The 15,272-nt window shown below is 71.3% G+C and carries 16 protein-coding genes and 1 pseudogene; 7 read left to right on the forward strand and 10 right to left on the reverse strand.

Annotated features, from left to right (window positions below; translation table 11 throughout):
- Window positions 1–70: 70 nt before the first annotated feature.
- Together EW117_RS16360 and EW117_RS16365 are read right to left on the reverse strand one after the other, a co-directional pair.
- A complete protein-coding gene (locus tag EW117_RS16360) occupies window positions 71–955 on the reverse strand; it encodes a zf-HC2 domain-containing protein (RefSeq protein WP_129787777.1) in 885 nt (294 codons plus the stop codon).
- Window positions 952–1,500, reverse strand: a complete 549-nt coding sequence (locus EW117_RS16365; RefSeq protein ID WP_207211901.1) for an RNA polymerase sigma factor — start codon at window positions 1,498–1,500, stop codon at window positions 952–954. Before EW117_RS16365 ends, EW117_RS16360 begins: the two co-directional genes overlap by 4 nt.
- Before the next feature lie 113 nt (window positions 1,501–1,613).
- On the opposite strand from EW117_RS16365, the gene EW117_RS16370 reads away from it, so the two are divergent.
- The 3 genes from EW117_RS16370 to EW117_RS16380 all read left to right on the forward strand — a co-directional run bounded on the left by EW117_RS16370 (window position 1,614) and on the right by EW117_RS16380 (window position 3,029).
- Window positions 1,614–2,069, forward strand: a complete 456-nt coding sequence (locus tag EW117_RS16370; RefSeq protein WP_129787778.1) for a hypothetical protein — start codon at window positions 1,614–1,616, stop codon at window positions 2,067–2,069.
- Window positions 2,053–2,727 (forward strand): cytochrome b/b6 domain-containing protein, encoded by a 675-nt coding sequence (locus EW117_RS16375; protein ID WP_129787779.1) that lies wholly within the window; start codon window positions 2,053–2,055, stop codon window positions 2,725–2,727. Before EW117_RS16370 ends, EW117_RS16375 begins: the two co-directional genes overlap by 17 nt.
- Before the next feature lie 104 nt (window positions 2,728–2,831).
- Window positions 2,832–3,029 (forward strand): hypothetical protein, encoded by a 198-nt coding sequence (locus EW117_RS16380; protein WP_129787780.1) that lies wholly within the window; start codon window positions 2,832–2,834, stop codon window positions 3,027–3,029.
- A gap of 64 nt (window positions 3,030–3,093) precedes the next feature.
- Here the strand turns inward: EW117_RS16380 and EW117_RS16385 are convergent, their stop codons facing one another.
- Window positions 3,094–4,830, reverse strand: a complete 1,737-nt coding sequence (locus EW117_RS16385) for an FAD-binding protein (RefSeq protein ID WP_129787781.1) — start codon at window positions 4,828–4,830, stop codon at window positions 3,094–3,096.
- Window positions 4,831–4,933: 103 nt separating this feature from the next.
- Here EW117_RS16385 and EW117_RS16390 point away from each other — a divergent pair, with 103 nt between their 5' ends.
- On the forward strand, window positions 4,934–6,058 hold the full coding sequence (locus EW117_RS16390; RefSeq protein ID WP_129787782.1) for a sensor histidine kinase: 1,125 nt from the start codon (window positions 4,934–4,936) through the stop codon (window positions 6,056–6,058).
- Entirely contained in the window at window positions 6,055–6,717 is a 663-nt protein-coding gene (locus EW117_RS16395) for a response regulator (RefSeq protein ID WP_129787783.1), read from the forward strand. The genes EW117_RS16390 and EW117_RS16395 overlap by 4 nt, the downstream gene beginning before the upstream one ends.
- 154 nt (window positions 6,718–6,871) lie before the next feature.
- Here EW117_RS16395 and EW117_RS16400 read toward each other — a convergent pair whose 3' ends face one another.
- The 7 genes and pseudogenes from EW117_RS16400 to EW117_RS16425 all read right to left on the reverse strand — a co-directional run bounded on the left by EW117_RS16400 (window position 6,872) and on the right by EW117_RS16425 (window position 13,015).
- A complete protein-coding gene (locus tag EW117_RS16400) occupies window positions 6,872–7,264 on the reverse strand; it encodes a DUF6223 family protein (protein WP_129787784.1) in 393 nt (130 codons plus the stop codon).
- Window positions 7,265–7,404: 140 nt separating this feature from the next.
- Window positions 7,405–8,325, reverse strand: coding sequence for an alpha-L-fucosidase (locus tag EW117_RS16405; protein ID WP_277986469.1), 921 nt, complete (start codon window positions 8,323–8,325; stop codon window positions 7,405–7,407).
- 104 nt (window positions 8,326–8,429) lie between these two features.
- A pseudogene (locus tag EW117_RS30515) lies at window positions 8,430–8,741 on the reverse strand (alpha-L-fucosidase); the annotation flags it as partial.
- Entirely contained in the window at window positions 8,738–9,625 is an 888-nt protein-coding gene (locus EW117_RS16410; RefSeq protein WP_129787785.1) for a carbohydrate ABC transporter permease, read from the reverse strand. The gene EW117_RS16410 and the pseudogene EW117_RS30515, both read right to left, overlap by 4 nt.
- Window positions 9,625–10,584 (reverse strand): carbohydrate ABC transporter permease, encoded by a 960-nt coding sequence (locus tag EW117_RS16415; RefSeq protein WP_129787786.1) that lies wholly within the window; start codon window positions 10,582–10,584, stop codon window positions 9,625–9,627. Before EW117_RS16415 ends, EW117_RS16410 begins: the two co-directional genes overlap by 1 nt.
- Window positions 10,581–11,861, reverse strand: a complete 1,281-nt coding sequence (locus tag EW117_RS16420) for an ABC transporter substrate-binding protein (protein WP_129787787.1) — start codon at window positions 11,859–11,861, stop codon at window positions 10,581–10,583. The genes EW117_RS16415 and EW117_RS16420 overlap by 4 nt, the downstream gene beginning before the upstream one ends.
- A gap of 89 nt (window positions 11,862–11,950) precedes the next feature.
- Complete coding sequence (locus tag EW117_RS16425; protein WP_242504332.1) at window positions 11,951–13,015, reverse strand: carbohydrate kinase family protein; 1,065 nt, start codon at window positions 13,013–13,015, stop codon at window positions 11,951–11,953.
- 135 nt (window positions 13,016–13,150) lie between these two features.
- On the opposite strand from EW117_RS16425, the gene EW117_RS16430 reads away from it, so the two are divergent.
- Entirely contained in the window at window positions 13,151–13,897 is a 747-nt protein-coding gene (locus tag EW117_RS16430) for a DeoR/GlpR family DNA-binding transcription regulator (protein ID WP_242504333.1), read from the forward strand.
- Window positions 13,894–15,234 (forward strand): 6-phospho-beta-glucosidase, encoded by a 1,341-nt coding sequence (locus EW117_RS16435; protein WP_129787789.1) that lies wholly within the window; start codon window positions 13,894–13,896, stop codon window positions 15,232–15,234. Before EW117_RS16430 ends, EW117_RS16435 begins: the two co-directional genes overlap by 4 nt.
- Window positions 15,235–15,272: the final 38 nt, after the last annotated feature.

Raw genomic sequence — 15,272 nt, forward strand, 5'->3', positions numbered from 1 at the left:
ATCGGACCGACAACGGCCGCTTCCCGCCTGCTGAACGCGAGTCAGAGGGCGGGCGACTCGGGCGGTCTACTCATGGAAGGGAGGCCGTCGACCACGTCTCGCCGTCCGGGGTCGTCAGGCGAACCGACAAGACGTCGTGCACGGGGACGTCCAGCACGCCGCCTGCCGTGCAGACATGCGCCTCCACGACGCACGCCCCGAGCGGTACGTCGCGGGTGCCGGAGGAGGGGTCCGTTCCGAGGTTCGCTTCGGCGGAGTCTGCTCTGTCGGGGTCTGCTTCGTAGGGGTAGCCGCCCGCGGCGTCCGCTCCGGTGTCCGGCCCGGCAACCGATCCGTCCTCGACGGTGACGACGACGTCGTAGTTCGCGGCCGGCCCGGCGTCGCGGACCACCACGTACGCCCAGGATGGCTCGCCCTCGTAGAGGAAGACCGTGCCGACGGACTGCGCCGAGCCCTCTGGCCCGGCTTCCGTGGTGAGGTCGGCTGCCGCGAGGTAGCGGCCGTTCGCCGTGTCGAGCGTCGCGCGGTAGGACGTGGCCAGCTCGCGGTCCGGTGCCGTGGCGAGCCACACGCCGGTGCCGCCGACGGCGAGCAGGCCCGCTCCCAGGGCGGCGGCGAGGACGGCGCGCTGGGCCCGGTGCCGCCGGATCGTCGTCGGGCGGATGGGTTCCGCCGGCTGGTCCGGCCCCGTCGGCGAGCGCGCGCCCTGGTCGGGCGTGAGCTGGGCGAGGACGCGACCCTCGAAGTCCGCCGAGGGGTCCCGCTCCGGGACGAGGAGGAGCAGCTCGTCGGCGGCGTCGGCCAGCGACGAGAGCTCGTCCCGGCAGCGCTCACAGGTGGCGAGGTGCGCCATGACCACGCCCCGTGTGGTGCCGTCGGCAACCCCGAGCGCCACCTCGGTCAGCGCGTCGCGCAGCTCGGCGCACCGTTCGTCCGCCGTCCCGTCGGTCGTCATGGTGTGTCCGCCTCCTTCCTGCTCGTCAGCTCGTCGCGCAGGTGCCGCAGGCCCAGCCGGATGCGGGTCTTCGCCGTCCCGAGCGGTACGCCGGTCCGCTCGGCGATCTCCGCCCCGCTGAGCCCGAAGACCGCGGCCAGCACCACCGCCGTCGCCTGTTCCCGCGGCACCTGGGCGAGCGCCGCGTTCACCGTGGTGCCGGTCGCCACACGTTCGGCGAGCCGGTCGGGGTCGGCGATCGTCTCCACCATGACCAGCGGGTCGACCGGGACGTCGCGCCGCACGCGCAGCACGTCGATCGCCGCGTGCCGGGCGATGGCGAGGAGCCACGTCGTCGCGCGGCCGCGCCGGGGATCGAAGGCGCCGGCGTGCCGCCACGCGCGGACGAAAGTCTCCTGCGCCACCTCCTCGGCGACGGCGGGGATGCCGACCACGAAGAGTGCGAGCCCGTACACCCGGGCCTGGTGGCGGCGCACGAAGACGGCCGCCGCGTCCGGGTCGTCCGCGGCCATCCCGGCGAGCAGCGCCTCGTCCGATGCCGTCATGTCCTTTCCTACGTACGACTCCCGCTCGTGGATCTCGCAACGGTGCGAGAGATCCGTCCGGGTGCCTGACCGCGTAAGGACAGGTGACGGACGAACCGGAACGAGGAGGAACCATGTCCAGACTACGAGGGGCGAAGCTCGCCGCCGGAGCGGCGCTGACCGTCCTGCTCGCGACGGGCTGCGGCGGCGGAGGAACGGGCGGCGGAGGCGGTGGCGGTGGTGGCGACGCCGGTGGCGGCGGCATGACCCTGGAGATCACGTCGCCCGCGGACGGCGACACGGTCGACGTGCCGTTCACCGTCGAGCTGGCCTCCAGCGAGGAGCTCGGCCCGACCGACTCGGGCCTGCACCACGTCCACGTGTACTTCAACGGCAACGAGGAGGAGTTCATGGTGGTCGAGAGCGAGAGCACCGAGGTCACCGACCTGCCCGAGGGCGAGCACGTGGTCAACGCATCCCTGCGCAACGCGGACCACTCGCCCGCCGGCGTCGAGACCGAGGTCACCGTGACCGTCGGGACCGGCGGTGCGGGGAGCGACACGGGCGACGACGGTGGTACCGACTACTGAGCGGGGCGGCTCGTGGGCGGGCACCGTCGAGCGCAACCGCCGTCCGGCACGGTGGTTCCATGCCGGCGTCTACGTGACCGTCCTCGTGCTGCTGGCCACCGGGTGGTGGCTCCTGCTCGGGTACGAGGGCCGCCCGAGCGTGCTCGCCCGCGCCACCGGCATGCCGGACGCCGACCTGCACACCGTCACCGGCTGGGTCCTCGCGGGGCTGACGGCGCTGGCCGCCGTCGTCGGCGCGCGGGGGTGGCGCACCTTCTGGGGCGAGTCCGTCCGGTTCCGCCACGGCGACGCCGCGTGGTTCCGGCGCTGGCCGGCCGCGATCTTCACCGGACGGTTCGGGCGGCACGAGGGCCGGTTCGACCCCGGGCAGCGCATCGCGAACCTGGTGCTCGTCGCGACGCTGCTCGCCCTCGTCGTATCCGGGGTGGGCCTGGCGCTCGTCAGCGGGGGTCCGGCGTTCGTGTGGTTCGCCCAGGTGCACCGGTGGTCGACGTACGTGGTGACCCCCGTCGTCGTCGGGCACATGATCATCGCCTCCGGGATCCTGCCCGGGTACCGCGGGGTGTGGCGGGCGATGCACCTGGGTGGCCACCTCCGCCGGGCCGACGCCGAGCGCGTCTGGCCGGCCTGGACGGAACGAACCGGGCCCCCGCACTGAGCGCGACCGGGGTCGCCAGCAGGGCGAGAGATCCGTCCGGGCGACCCGGCACGTAAGGAGGTATGAAGGATATCTAGGAGGACGGACCGGAACGAGGAGGCGCCATGTCCAGACTGCGAGGGTCCATCTCACGAGGTGCGAAGCTCGTCGCCGGAGCAGGACTGACCGTCCTGCTCCTCGCAACGAGCTGCGGCGGTGGTGGCGGAGGCGGCGGAGGCGGCGGTTACAGCGTCGCCGACGCGGGAACCGTCGAGGTCACCAAGCCCGTCCCCGCACCCGACGAGCAAAAGCGATTGTTGTGAGCGCGATCGTTGCGCCTAAAACGGACCGATAGTCGCAACGATCCCGCCCACAACCAAGGCCCTGCTACTCGACCAGCTTGCCTGTCGTCGAGACCTCCTCGGCCTGGATCAGGGTGGCGATCTCATCCGGGACCGGAGGGATGTCCTCCCGGACCACGCCCGTGCGCGGCGACCACACCAGGTTCACCTGCAGGGCCGGGTCGAGGTCCGGGTAGTCCGAACGGTTGTGGCACCCGCGGGTCTCGCGGCGCTCCCGGGCGGTCTCCAGCGTGGCCCGCGCGGCGATCAGGGACGCCTTGAGGTCGAAGGCGTGCGCGAGGTCCTGGAACCCGGCGATGTCGGGGTGCACGCCGATCTCCTTGGTGCGCGCCTCGATCTCGTCCAGCTCACGCAGACCGGCGATCAGCCCTTCCTCGTCCCGGACGACGCCGGCGTACTCGGTCATCGTGTTGCGCACCGCGCGCTGCAGCGCGCGCACGTTCTCGTGCCCGTCGGCGGTCAGGAGGTCGGCGACCTCGGCGCGGGCGCGGGCCTCGGCGTCGTGCGAACGCCGCTGCGCCTCCAGGCCGGCGGAGTAGGCGGCGGCCGCGCGGCCGACGATGCGGCCGAACACCAGCAGCTCGATCAGGGAGTTGCCGCCGAGGCGGTTGGCGCCGTGCAGGCCGCTGGACGCCTCACCGATCGCGTAGAGGCCGTCGACCTCGGTGCTGTGGTCCTCGGGCCGCACCCACACGCCGCCCATGGAGTAGTGGGCGGTGGGGGCGATCTCGATGGGCTCGGCCGTGATGTCCAGCATCTGCAGCTCGAGCATCGTCTGGTAGACACGCGGCAGGCGGGACATGATCGTCTCCCGCGGCAGGTGCGAGACGTCCAGCCAGACGCCGCCCTTCTCGGTGCCGCGCCCCTCCTTGATCTCCGTGTACGCGGCAAGGGCCACGCGGTCGCGGGTCGACAGCTCCATCCGCTCGGGGTCGTAGTTCTTCATGAACCGCTCGCCCAGGGCGTTGCGCAGGATGCCGCCCTCGCCGCGCGCCGCCTCGGAGATGAGGGTCCCCGCGGCGTTCTCGGGCTCGAGGATGCCGGACGGGTGGAACTGGACCAGCTCCGGGTCGCGCAGGCGTGCGCCGGCCTCGACCGCGAGCCGGAACGAGTCGCCCGTGTTCTCGTCGCGGCGCGACGACGTCCGGCGCCAGATGCGGTTGTGGCCGCCCGCGGCGAGGATCACGGCGTCCGCGTGGATCAGGTACGGCGTGCCGTCGTTCAGGTCGAACCCGTAGGCGCCGAAGACGGCGCCGTCCTGCACCAGGATCCGGGTGACGTACACCGAGTCGAGGATCGGGACGTCGAGCCGCGTAGCCCGGTCGACCAGGGACCGCTGGATCTCCAGGCCCGTGTAGTCGCCCGCGAACGCGGTACGGCGGTACGTGTGCGCGCCGAAGAACCGCTGGGAGATCCGCCCGTCGTCCTCCCGCGCGAACGCCATGCCGTACCGCTCCAGATCGGCGATGCCCTGTGCGGCGCCCTGCGCGACGATCTCGGCCGTGTGCGGGTTGGCCAGGAAGTAGCTCTCCTTGATCGTGTCGGCGGCATGCTGCTGCCAGCTGTCCTCGGCGTCCATGGTGCCGAGTGCGGCGTTGATCCCGCCCGCCGCGAGCGAGGTGTGGGCATCCATGCGCGGCCGCTTGCCCAGGGCCAGCACGTCGACACCCTGTTCCGCGAGCTCGATCGCGGCGCGCAGGCCCGACCCGCCCGTCCCGATGACCAGCACTGTCGTTGAGATCCGACGCTCTGTGGTGTTCATACTTCATCCGACCACCTGCGGCGGCGATTCGTGACAGGTCCCGGCTGTGAAGAATCTCATCAGGTGAGATTGGTCATCGGGCGGAGCACGTAGGCTTCCGGTCATGTCGAGGTGGCGATGGCGTGGCCGGACGGCGGAGGCGGGTCTCGCGCTCGCGATCGGCGTCGTGGCCGTCCTCGGCCTGGTCATCCAGGCCGGCGGGATCAGCACCGGCGCCGACTGGGCCGCGCTGCTGATCGTGCTGGTCTCCTCGGGCGCGCTCTACCTGCGACGGCGCTATCCCGTGCCGGTCGGCGTGGTGGCGCTGGCCGCCGTCAGCGTGTACGGGGTGCTGCTGCAGCAGCCCGGGCTGGTCATGCTCGTGTTCGTCGTGGCGCTCTACACCGTGGTCGACGAAGGACACCTCGCGGTCGCCATCGGGCTGGGCCTCGCCTCGGTGGTCGGTTTCGCGATCGCCGACGGCTACGACCGGGAGACCTCGAACGGAGCGACGTTCCTGCACGCCGGCTGGCTCGTCGCCGTCATCGTCGGCGTGACGCGCAACCGCCGCGCCTACCTCGCCGAGGCGGCGGCCCGGGCGCACGCCGCCGAGCAGCGGGTCGAGGAGGAGGCCCGACGGCGGGCCACCGAGGAACGGCTGCGGATCGCGCGCGAGGTGCACGACGTGCTCGGCCACCACCTCTCGCTGATCAACGTGCAGGCCAGCGCCGCGCTGCACCGGCCGGACCCGGAACGGTCCGAGCAGGCGCTCACCGCCATCAAGCAAGCGAGCAAGGAGACGCTGCGTGAGCTGCGCACCACGCTGGGAGTGCTGCGGCAGGACGGCGAGGCACCGACGACGCCGGTGCCCGGCCTGGACCGGCTCGGCGACCTGGTGACCAGCGCCGAAGCGTCCGGGCTGGAGGTACGCACGGAACTCGCCGAGGCCCAGCGGCTGCCGGCGGAGGTCGACCTGGCGGCGTACCGGATCGTCCAGGAGGCGCTCACCAACGTGGCCCGGCACGCCGCAGCGTCGGCCGTGGTGGTCCAGGTGCGGCCCGACGACGGCGACGTGCTGGTGGAGATCGAGGACGACGGCACCGCCGCTCCGGGCGAACCCGGCAACGGTATCCGCGGCATGGCGGAACGTGTCCGGGCGCTGGGTGGGTCGCTGGACACGGGTCCGCGGCCGGACGGCGGATTCCGGGTGGCCGCCCGCCTGCCCGTGTCGGCGGAGGAACCGGCATGATCCGGGTGCTGCTCGCGGACGACCAAGCCCTGGTCCGTGCAGGGTTCCGGTCCATCCTGGAGGGCGAGGGCGGCATCGAGGTGGTCGGCGAGGCGGCCGACGGCGGCGAGGCGACTCGGCTCGCCCGGCAGCTGCGCCCCGACGTCGTGCTCATGGATATCCGGATGCCGGGCGTGGACGGCCTTGCCGCCACCCGCGAGATCGCCGCGAGCACCGAGGCTCGCGTGATCATCCTGACCACGTTCGACCTGGACGAGTACGTCTACGGCGCGCTGCGCGCCGGCGCCAGCGGCTTTCTGGTCAAGGACAGCGAGCCCGCCGAGCTGATCCACGGCCTGCGGGTGGTGGCCCGCGGCGACGCACTGATCGCGCCGGCGATCACCCGGCGGCTGATCGCCGAGTTCGCCGCGCGGGCCACGCACCCGGATCCTGGGCCGCGGCTGAGCGCCCTCACCGAGCGGGAGCGCGAGGTGATGGCGCTGGTCGCGGCAGGCCTGTCCAACGACGAGATCGCGGCACGGCTGGTGCTGAGCCCGGCCACCGCGAAGACGCACGTCAGCCGCATCATGACCAAGGCCCAGGCCCGGGACCGCTCGCAGCTGGTGATCCTCGCGTACGAGTCGGGCCTGACGGTCCCGGGCTGGCTAGCCGGCCCCTGACCGGCCCTGTGCCCGTGGTGTCGAACCACAGGTGGATGGTGTCCCCCTGTGTCGAACCGAAACGACACGCCGAATGTCTCACCGGCACTCGGCGTGTCGTTTCGGTTCGGCGGACGGGAGTACGAGCAACTTGCGGTTCGGGCGTGCCGAAAGATCAGGTCGTGCTGCGGCGGGAGCGGGCCAGGGCCAGCCCGCCGACGCCGACGCCCGTCAGGCCGAGTGCGATGCCGATGACGCCCCCGGCCAGCCCGCCGCCGGTGCCGAGCTGACCGCCGGAGGCGGCAACGACCACCGCGCCGGCGACAGCGCCGACCAGCCCCGTGCCCAGGGCCAGCCCGGCGCCGAGTCGGCCGGTGTCGGTCCCGAGGCGACCGGCGGGGCGAGCCAGCGCCAGCCCGCCGACGACCACACCGATCAGTCCTAGCCCGATCGCCACGAAGCTCCAGAGCCGCCCGGAGGTCAGGGCGTAGGAGCTCACGGCCTGCTGCGCCGCGACGTGCACGGCCGCCGGGACTTCGGCGGCGACAAGCAGGTGCTGGACGGACATGGTGGATCCCTTCGTTCGCGTGACGGGTACAGGTCGCACGCTATGTACGGGTGCGGCCTCCCGTCGTCGGCCCGAGGTTGCGACAGGGGTACCCACCCCGGTGGTACGAACGGGCGGCGTCGTACCACCGGGGTTGTCCCTCAGCGGAGGAAGAGCTCGATGACCGGGATCGCGACGTCGGGCCGCCGGACCGGGAGCTCCAGCGTCAGGGTGTCGGCCCCGAGGCCGGCGGCGCTGGTCATGTGCGGCTCCTGGTCCGTCGACAGCACCTCCATCGGCACCTCCGAGGCGTCGTGCAGGAGCTGGGCGTACTCCACCCGGCCCGCGAGCCCGGGTAGGTGCACCGCCTCGAACGGCCAGGCGAACAGGTGCAGGTAGAGACGGTTGCCCTGCTGGGTGTAGCGGCAGTCCGGCGGCGGGGTGTACGCGCTGGGTCCGGCGCCATGGATCGCGCGGCCGTGACGCGACATCCATCGCCCGATGGCGCGGAGCGTGTTCGCGGCCACGGGGTCCAGCTCGCCGCGAGCCGTGGGCCCCACGTTGAGCAGGAGGTTGCCGTCCTTGGCGACGGTGTCGACGAGCATCCGCAGCAACAGGTCCGGCGACTTGGCGGTCGTGTTGTCGCGGTCGTAGCCCCAGCTGCCGTTGATCGTCTGGCACGCCTCCCACAGCACGGGCACGCCGTCGAGGGTCGGCGGCTCCGCGGGCTGGTACTGCTCGGGCGTGACGTAGTCGCCCGGGATGCCGAGGCGGTCGTTGACCAGGATCCCCGGCTGCAGCGACCGGACGTTGGTGAGCAGCTCCTCGCTGCCCCAGTCCTGAGCACCCTTGCCGCCCCAGACCGGAGTCCCCTCGTGGACGTGCTCGGCGTAGGAGAAGTCGAAGAACAGCTGCTCGACCGGGCCGTACCGGGTGAGCAGCTCGGCGACCTGCGCGTGCAGGTACCGGCGGTACTCGGCCATGTCGCGCACCTCGGCCCGGGCGGCCTCGTCGTCGCGCAGCGGGTGCAGCCCGTCGATCGGGAACTGCGGGTGGTGCCAGTCGATGAGCGAGTGATACATGCCGACGCCGAGGCCGCGCTCCCGGAAGGCCTCCGTGATAGGCCGATCAGGCCGCGCCGCCACGGCGTCGCCGCGACCGAGAAGTTGGTGTCCTGCTCCGTCTCCCACAGGCAGAAGCCCTCGTGGTGCTTCGTGGTCACGACGACGTATCTCATCCCGGCGTCCGCGGCGAGATCGGCCCACTCGGCCGGGTCGAACAGGTCCGGCTCGAAGTGCTCGAGGTACTGCCGGTAGTCGGCGTCGGGCGTCCGTTCGCGATGCCGCATCCACTCGTTGCGGGCCGCTGCCGCGTACAGCCCCCAGTGGATGAACATCCCGAAGCGTCGCTCACGCATCCGGTCGACGGCCGCGGCCCGCAGGGCGTCGTCGTCCAGCGCGTCGGTGCGCAGGACGTCGTCGGGGTTCGAGGCGGTCATCTGATCGCACCCTTCGCGATGTCGCCGATGAACTGCCGTGCGCCGAACAGGAAGACCACCAGGAGGGGCACGGTCGCCAGGAGCGCGCCGGCCATGATCATCCCGTAGTCCTGGGCGAACGCCGCTTGGAGCTGCGCCAGTGCCACCTGGAGCGTGATCCGGTGTGGATCAGTCAGGATCGTCAGCGGCCACAAATAGTCGTTCCACGTGGAGATGAAGGTGAACAGCCCGAGGAAGCCCAGCCCCGGGCGGATCAGCGGCAGGCACACGGTCACGTACTGGCGGAAGAAGCCCCCGCCGTCGAGCGTGCAGGCATCCATCAGCTCGTCCGGGACGGCGGACTTGATGTACTGGCGCAGCCAGAAGATCCCGAACGCGTTGGCCGCCGCCGGAATGATGAGCGCCTGCAGGTTCCCGACCCAGCCGAGGTTCACCATCGTGATGAACTGCGGGATGATCGCGAGCTGCATCGGCAGCATGAACGTCACGAGGACTGCCGTGAACAGCGCATCGCGGCCGGGGAAGTCGAACTTCGCGAAGGCGAACGCCGCCAGCGAGTCGAAGAAGAGCACGAGGAAGGTCACCGAGAGTGCGACGACCAGGGTGTTCGCCAGCGGAGCGATGAAGTCGATCTTGTCGAAGACAGCTGCGATGTTCTCGAACAGGTGGCTGCCCGGCAGCAGCTTGGGCGGCGACTTGTAGATGTCGCTCGTGGTGTTGCTCGCGATGACGAGGAGCCAGTAGAAGGGGAAGACCGACAGGAGTGCGCCCGACGTGAGCATCAGGTAGAGCCCGAACCGGCGGCGTCGGCGGCTCATCAGGGACGGCGCGGGGCGCGCGATGCGGCCCGGTGTCACGGGTCGTGGCGAGGCGAGGATGCTCATCAGCGCGTGGGGTCCTCTCTCTTCACGCTGTAACGCCAGCTGATGATCACGAAGACGAGGATGATGAGGAAGATCCCCCACGCGATCGAGGCGCCGTAGCCGAACTTGTTGTGGCTGAATGCCTGTTGGTAGAAGTACAGGACCATCGTGAGGCCGCCCTGCCCGACACCTCCGCTGTTCGGGTTGGTCGTGCTGGGGCCGCCGGTGAGCACCTGTGCCTCGGTGAAGCTCTGCAGCCCCGTGATGGTCGAGACGATGAGGACGAAGATCATCGTCGGCCGCAGCAGCGGGAGCGTGATGGAGAAGAAGCTCCGCACCGGGCCGGCGCCGTCGACCTTGGCCGCCTCGTAGACCTCGCTGTCGATGGACTGCATGCCCGCGAGGAAGATGATCGCGTTGTACCCGGTCCACTGGTACGTGATCAGGATGGAGATCGTGAGCTGGATGCCGAACGGCGAGTTCAGCCAGCTGACGTCCGGTAGGCCCACGGCGTTGAGGAGCGCGTTCGCGAGCCCGAACGACTCGCCGAAGATCGCGCCGAAGAGGATCGCCATCGCCACCACCGAGGTGATGTTCGGTACGAAGTACGCGATCCGCAGCGCCGTGCTGTAGCGCACGGCGTTGTTGAGCATGGCGGCCACGACGAGCGCGATGATCATCATCGGGATCGTCGAGAGGGCGAAGATGACGAAGGTGTTCCGGACCGACAGCCAGAACGTGTCGTCGTTCGCCAGCCGCACGTAGTTGTCGAGACCGACCCACTCGGGAGAGCCGAGGCCGTTCCACTTCTGGAACGACAGCACGAGTGAGTACAGCGTCGGATACAGGCCGAAGCACAGGAAGAGGATGAAGAACGGCGCGATCGCGGCGTACGCGGGCCAGGCGCGGACGGCGCGACGCCGGCGGGAGCGCACCGAGGTGCGCGCTCCCGCCGACACCGTGGAGGCTGTGAGTGTCACGCGGACTCCAGAGCCTCCTTGGCCGCCGCTACCGCGTCGGCCCAGGCCTGCTCGGGATCCTTGCCCGTCTGCACGTTCCCCAGCTCCGTGTAGTAGGGGGCGGCGACCTGGTTGTCGAGCGGGCTGTTGTACACGGTCGGCATGTTCTCCGAGGCCTCGACGAACACGGACACCGTGTCCTGGCCGCCGAAGAAGTCGTCGCCCTCGTGCAGGCCGGGCTCGTCGAAGGCAGTGGTGCGGGCCGGGAAGTTTCCGGTCTCGGTGTACATGACGGCCTCGTTCTCGGGGCTCAGGAGCGCCTTGATGACCTCGAGCGCGGCCTCCTTGTCCTCGGTCGCGGCCGGGATGGTCAGGAACGAGCCGCCGATGTTCGCCGGGCCGCCGGGCATCTGCGTGACCCGCCACAGGCCGGAGGTGTCGGCGACGCTGTTCTTGATGTCACCGGCGTACCACGCCGCGCCGCTCAGCGTCGGCAGGGAGCCTGCGCTGACGGCGGAGGCCCAGTCCGGGCTGCCGTCCTCGATCCCGGCGATCAGGCCGCGGTCCCAGGCCTCGATCGCGAGGTTCCAGGCGGCGCGCACCTCGTCGCCCTCGCCGAGGAACTCGCCCTCCGGGCTCACGAACTTCGTCTCGCTCTGGCCCATCACCTTGCCGAAGAGGCCGCCGGCGGAGACCTCGAGGTGGGCGTCCGGGACCGACTTCTGGAGCTCCTCGCCGAAGGCGAAGTAGTCGTCGTAGGTCGCGGTCGCCGCCTGGACCTCGGCCGGGTCGGTCGGCAGGCCGGCGTCCGCCAGGACGTCCTCGCGGTAGAAGAGGCCGGCCGGGCCGATGTCGATCGGCAGGCCGAGCAGCGCGCCGTCCGGGGTCGTGGCCTCGGCGAGCTTCCAGTCCGGGAACTCCTCGACGATGTCGTCGATGTCGAGCGTGTTCAGGTCGGTGAACAGGTCCGGCTCCTGCAGGAAGAAGGGCATGTCCTCGCCCTTCACGCCGGTGATGTCGGGGATGTCCGCGCCGGCGGTGAAGCCGGTGAGCAGCTTCTGCTTGAAGTCGTCGCCGATGACGGACGTCTCGAGACCAGGTGTGTCGTCCGTGACCGTCTCGACGACGGTGTCGCTGAGGCCACCCGGCCAGATCCACATCGTCAGGGATCCGTCCGCGGCGGGCTCACCGTCGGAGCCGACCGGGTCGCTCGTGCACGCAGTCAGGCCGAGGGCCAGGGACGTGATCGCCGCGTACGCGACGACACGGGGGCGGCCGCGTGAGGTGTTGAGTTTCATCTCGGTTCTTCTCCATGTTCGGTCGAGCTGTTCGGTGGAGCGGTTGGTGGGGCCGTGTGGTGGAGGTCGGAGGAGTGGGACGACGTCGCTCAGGGCACGGCGTCACGGACGAAGGCGAACCGCGCGTCTGCGGCGGCGGAGGGGTGTTCGTCGAGCCAGTCGACGAGGCCGGCCCGGGTGGGGGCGGTGGCGGCCCCGCCGGGACGCGAGACCGTGATCGACGCGGCGAGCGCCGCGAAGTCGACGCGCTCGCGCAGCGTCCAGTCGGTGAGCGTCGCCACCGCGAGGGCGCCGACGAACACGTCGCCGGCGCCGGTGACGTCGACGGCGTGGACCGGGACGGGCTCGACGTGGACCCGCTCGCCCGTCTCGGCGTCCAGGGCGAGGACGCCGCGGGAGCCGAGCGTGACCACGCTGAGGGGCACGCGTTCGGCGAGCGACTCGAGGGCCAGCTCCGGGGTGTCGGTCCGGGTGAACGCCATGGCCTCGCGATCGTTCGGGACGAAGGCGTAGCAGCCGTCGAGCCCGTCGAGGACGGTGGTGTCCCAGGCTCCGCTGTCGTCCCAGCCCAGGTCGGCGAACACCTTCGCGCCGCGGTCGACGAGCGGGCGGACGACGTCGTGCGTCGTGTCGTCGACGTGGACGACGGCGACGCGGGGGTGGACGTCCGCGTCCAGGATCTCGCCGAGCTTCCCCGGTGCGGGTGTGCCGCCGGTGACGAGGGCGCGGTCGCCGTCGAAACCGAGCGAGGCCGTGACGGGCAGTGCCCACCCGGCGACGGTGTGCAGCCCCGAGGTGTTGATGCCCTCGCGCTCGAGGAGGCCCGCGCACAGTCCGCTGAGCGGGTCGTCACCCACGACGGCACCGATCGCCGTCGACGCCCCGAGCCGCGCGGAGACGATGGCCATGTTGGCGATCCCGCCCGGTCCCCAGCCGAAGTCGCCGGTCCACGTCTCCTCGCCCGGGCGCGGGCTGCCGCCCAGGCCGCCGAAGACGACGTCGAGAAAGAGCTGGCCGACCGCGAGCATGTCGACCTGGCCGTTCGTGCCGTTCGTGCCGTTCGTGCCGTCCGCGCCGACCACGTCGTCCGCGCTGACCGCACCGCCCGCCGGGGCGTCCCTGGGCGCGTCCAGCGCGCCGCGTCTGATCGCCATGGTCCTCCTCGATGGGGCAAGGCGTCCGGGAAAGGATCCGTAAGGAATAGCACGGCTCTGCGCGCATGTGCAGGGTTTTGATTGTTACAGTTGAGTAAATGAGCGAAAATGAGCGGCCGTGGTAGCGTGCTCCGCGTGAGAGATCTGCGTGAGCGAGTCATCCTGGATCATCTGCGCAAAACGGGGGCAGCGACGGTGGGCGAGCTGGCCTCCGTGACGGGGTCGAGCGTGGCGACCATCCGCCGTGACCTGCAGCAGCTCGACCGGGCGGGAACCATCCGCCGCGCCCACGGCGGCGCCGTGCTCGCCGAGGAGGACGCTCCGTTCGCCACCGTCGAGCCGGTCAACCGGGAGGCGAAGCAACGCATCGCCGCATGCGCCGCCCAGCTGATCGAGGACGGCGAGTCGGTGCTCCTCGACATCGGGACGACCACCCTGCAGCTCGCGCGGACGCTGCACGCCCGGCACGTCACGGTCATCACCGCGAGCCTCGCCATCTACGAGGCGCTGCGGGACAGCCGCAGCGTGCACCTCGTGATGCTGCCGGGGGACTACGACCCGGTGTACCAGGCGGTCTCCGGCCCGCTGACCACCGAGTGCCTGCGGATGATCCGCGCGGACCACGCGTTCCTCGGCGTGAGCGGGGTCTCGGACACGGGCGACCTGCGCGACACCACCATGGCCCAGGTGCCCGTCAAGCAGGCTATCGCCGAGGTGTCCGGCGAGATCACCGTGCTCGCCGACCACAGCAAGTTCCCGGGCACGGGCCTCGGCCGGGTCAAGCTCCCGCCGAACGTCGCCCGGTTCATCACCGACGAGGAGGTGTCCGAGCAGGTCTCGAGCGCCCTCGCCGCCCAGCAGGTGGAGGTTGTCGTCGCATGAGACTGACCATCGTCGGAGGCGGCGGGTTCCGCACGCCGCTCGTCTACGCCGCGCTGCTGCGCGACCGCGAGCCCGGACGCGTGACATCGGTGGCGCTGGTCGACACGGACGGGGACCGGCTGCGGACGATGGCCCGCATCCTGGCCACCCAGGCCCAGGGCGCTGCCGACGCCCCGGCCGTCACCACCCACACGGACCTGGCCGAAGGGCTGCGGGGGGCCGACTTCGTGTTTTCGGCCATCCGGGTCGGGGGTTTCGAGGGCCGTGCGCACGACGAGACCATCGGCCTGGCGCACGGCGTGATCGGCCAGGAGACGGCGGGCTTCGGGGGCATCTCCTACGCCCTGCGCACCCTGCCGACGACGATGCACCTGGCCGAGCTCGTCCAGCGGGTCGCACCGGACGCCTGGGTCATCAACTTCACCAATCCGGCCGGCCTGGTCACCGAGGCCATGTCGCAGGTGCTCGGCAACCGTGTCATCGGCATCTGCGACTCGCCGATCGGGCTCGCGCGCCGGGCGCTGTCCGCGCTGGGCCTGCCGGTCGGCCCGAGCGTCGAGGTGGACTACGCCGGGCTCAACCATCTGGGCTGGCTGACCAGCCTCCGGGTCGACGGCGTCGACCGCCTGCCCGAGCTGCTCGCCCGGCCGGAGCGGATCGAGGCCTTCGAGGAGGGCCGGCTCTTCGGCGCCGAGTGGATCCAGAATCTCGGGGTACTGCCGAACGAGTACCTGCACTACTACGCCTACCGGCGCGAGGTGCTCCACGCCGACCAGCTCGCCTCGCACACACGGGCCGGCTACCTCCTCGACCAGCAGGCCGGCTTCTGGTCCGAGGCGCACGGCGCCGCTGACCCCCTCGCCGTCTGGGAGGCCGCGCGGCTCGACCGCGAGGCCACGTACATGGCGACCAGCCGGGAGTCCGTGGGCATGGGGGAGCGCAACGCGGACGACCTGGTCTCCGGGGGCTACGAGAACGTGGCGATCGCGCTGATGCGCGGCATCGCCCACGACGAGCACTCGCGCCTCATCCTGAACGTCCCCAACGCGGGCACGATCCCCTGGCTGGACGACGACGCCGTCGTCGAGGTGCCCTGCATCGTCGACGCCGCCGGCGCGCACCCGATCCCCGGCGCGCAGGTGCCGGACTTCGGCCGCGGGCTGGTGACCACGGTCAAGTACGTCGAGCGCGAGACCATCGAGGCCGGGATCGGCGGTTCGCGTACGGCCGCGGTGCGTGCCCTGGCCCACCACCCGCTCGTCGACTCGGTGCGGGTGGCGCACGCCCTGCTCGACAGCGCCCGTGCCACGTTCCCCGAGCTGTCCTACCTCGCCTGAGCCCTCGACCGACCCTCGACCGACCCGACTGACCCGAC

Source organism: Promicromonospora panici (genome assembly GCF_900608595.1).
Classification (GTDB): Bacteria; Actinomycetota; Actinomycetes; order Actinomycetales; family Cellulomonadaceae; genus Promicromonospora; species Promicromonospora panici.

What these genes read in the sequence shown, in the direction of transcription:
- EW117_RS16410 (WP_129787785.1), bottom strand. Translation starts at nt 9,625, where the DNA reads ATGAGCATCCTCGCCTCGCCACGACCCGTGACACCGGGCCGCATCGCG.
- EW117_RS16385 (WP_129787781.1), bottom strand. Translation starts at nt 4,830, where the DNA reads ATGAACACCACAGAGCGTCGGATCTCAACGACAGTGCTGGTCATCGGG.
- EW117_RS16360 (WP_129787777.1), bottom strand. Translation starts at nt 955, where the DNA reads ATGACGACCGACGGGACGGCGGACGAACGGTGCGCCGAGCTGCGCGAC.
- EW117_RS16395 (WP_129787783.1), top strand. Translation starts at nt 6,055, where the DNA reads ATGATCCGGGTGCTGCTCGCGGACGACCAAGCCCTGGTCCGTGCAGGG.
- EW117_RS16365 (WP_207211901.1), bottom strand. Translation starts at nt 1,500, where the DNA reads ATGACGGCATCGGACGAGGCGCTGCTCGCCGGGATGGCCGCGGACGAC.
- EW117_RS16405 (WP_277986469.1), bottom strand. Translation starts at nt 8,325, where the DNA reads ATGTATCACTCGCTCATCGACTGGCACCACCCGCAGTTCCCGATCGAC.
- EW117_RS16370 (WP_129787778.1), top strand. Translation starts at nt 1,614, where the DNA reads ATGTCCAGACTACGAGGGGCGAAGCTCGCCGCCGGAGCGGCGCTGACC.
- EW117_RS16425 (WP_242504332.1), bottom strand. Translation starts at nt 13,015, where the DNA reads ATGGCGATCAGACGCGGCGCGCTGGACGCGCCCAGGGACGCCCCGGCG.
- EW117_RS16400 (WP_129787784.1), bottom strand. Translation starts at nt 7,264, where the DNA reads ATGTCCGTCCAGCACCTGCTTGTCGCCGCCGAAGTCCCGGCGGCCGTG.
- EW117_RS16390 (WP_129787782.1), top strand. Translation starts at nt 4,934, where the DNA reads ATGTCGAGGTGGCGATGGCGTGGCCGGACGGCGGAGGCGGGTCTCGCG.
- EW117_RS16380 (WP_129787780.1), top strand. Translation starts at nt 2,832, where the DNA reads ATGTCCAGACTGCGAGGGTCCATCTCACGAGGTGCGAAGCTCGTCGCC.
- EW117_RS16435 (WP_129787789.1), top strand. Translation starts at nt 13,894, where the DNA reads ATGAGACTGACCATCGTCGGAGGCGGCGGGTTCCGCACGCCGCTCGTC.
- EW117_RS16420 (WP_129787787.1), bottom strand. Translation starts at nt 11,861, where the DNA reads ATGAAACTCAACACCTCACGCGGCCGCCCCCGTGTCGTCGCGTACGCG.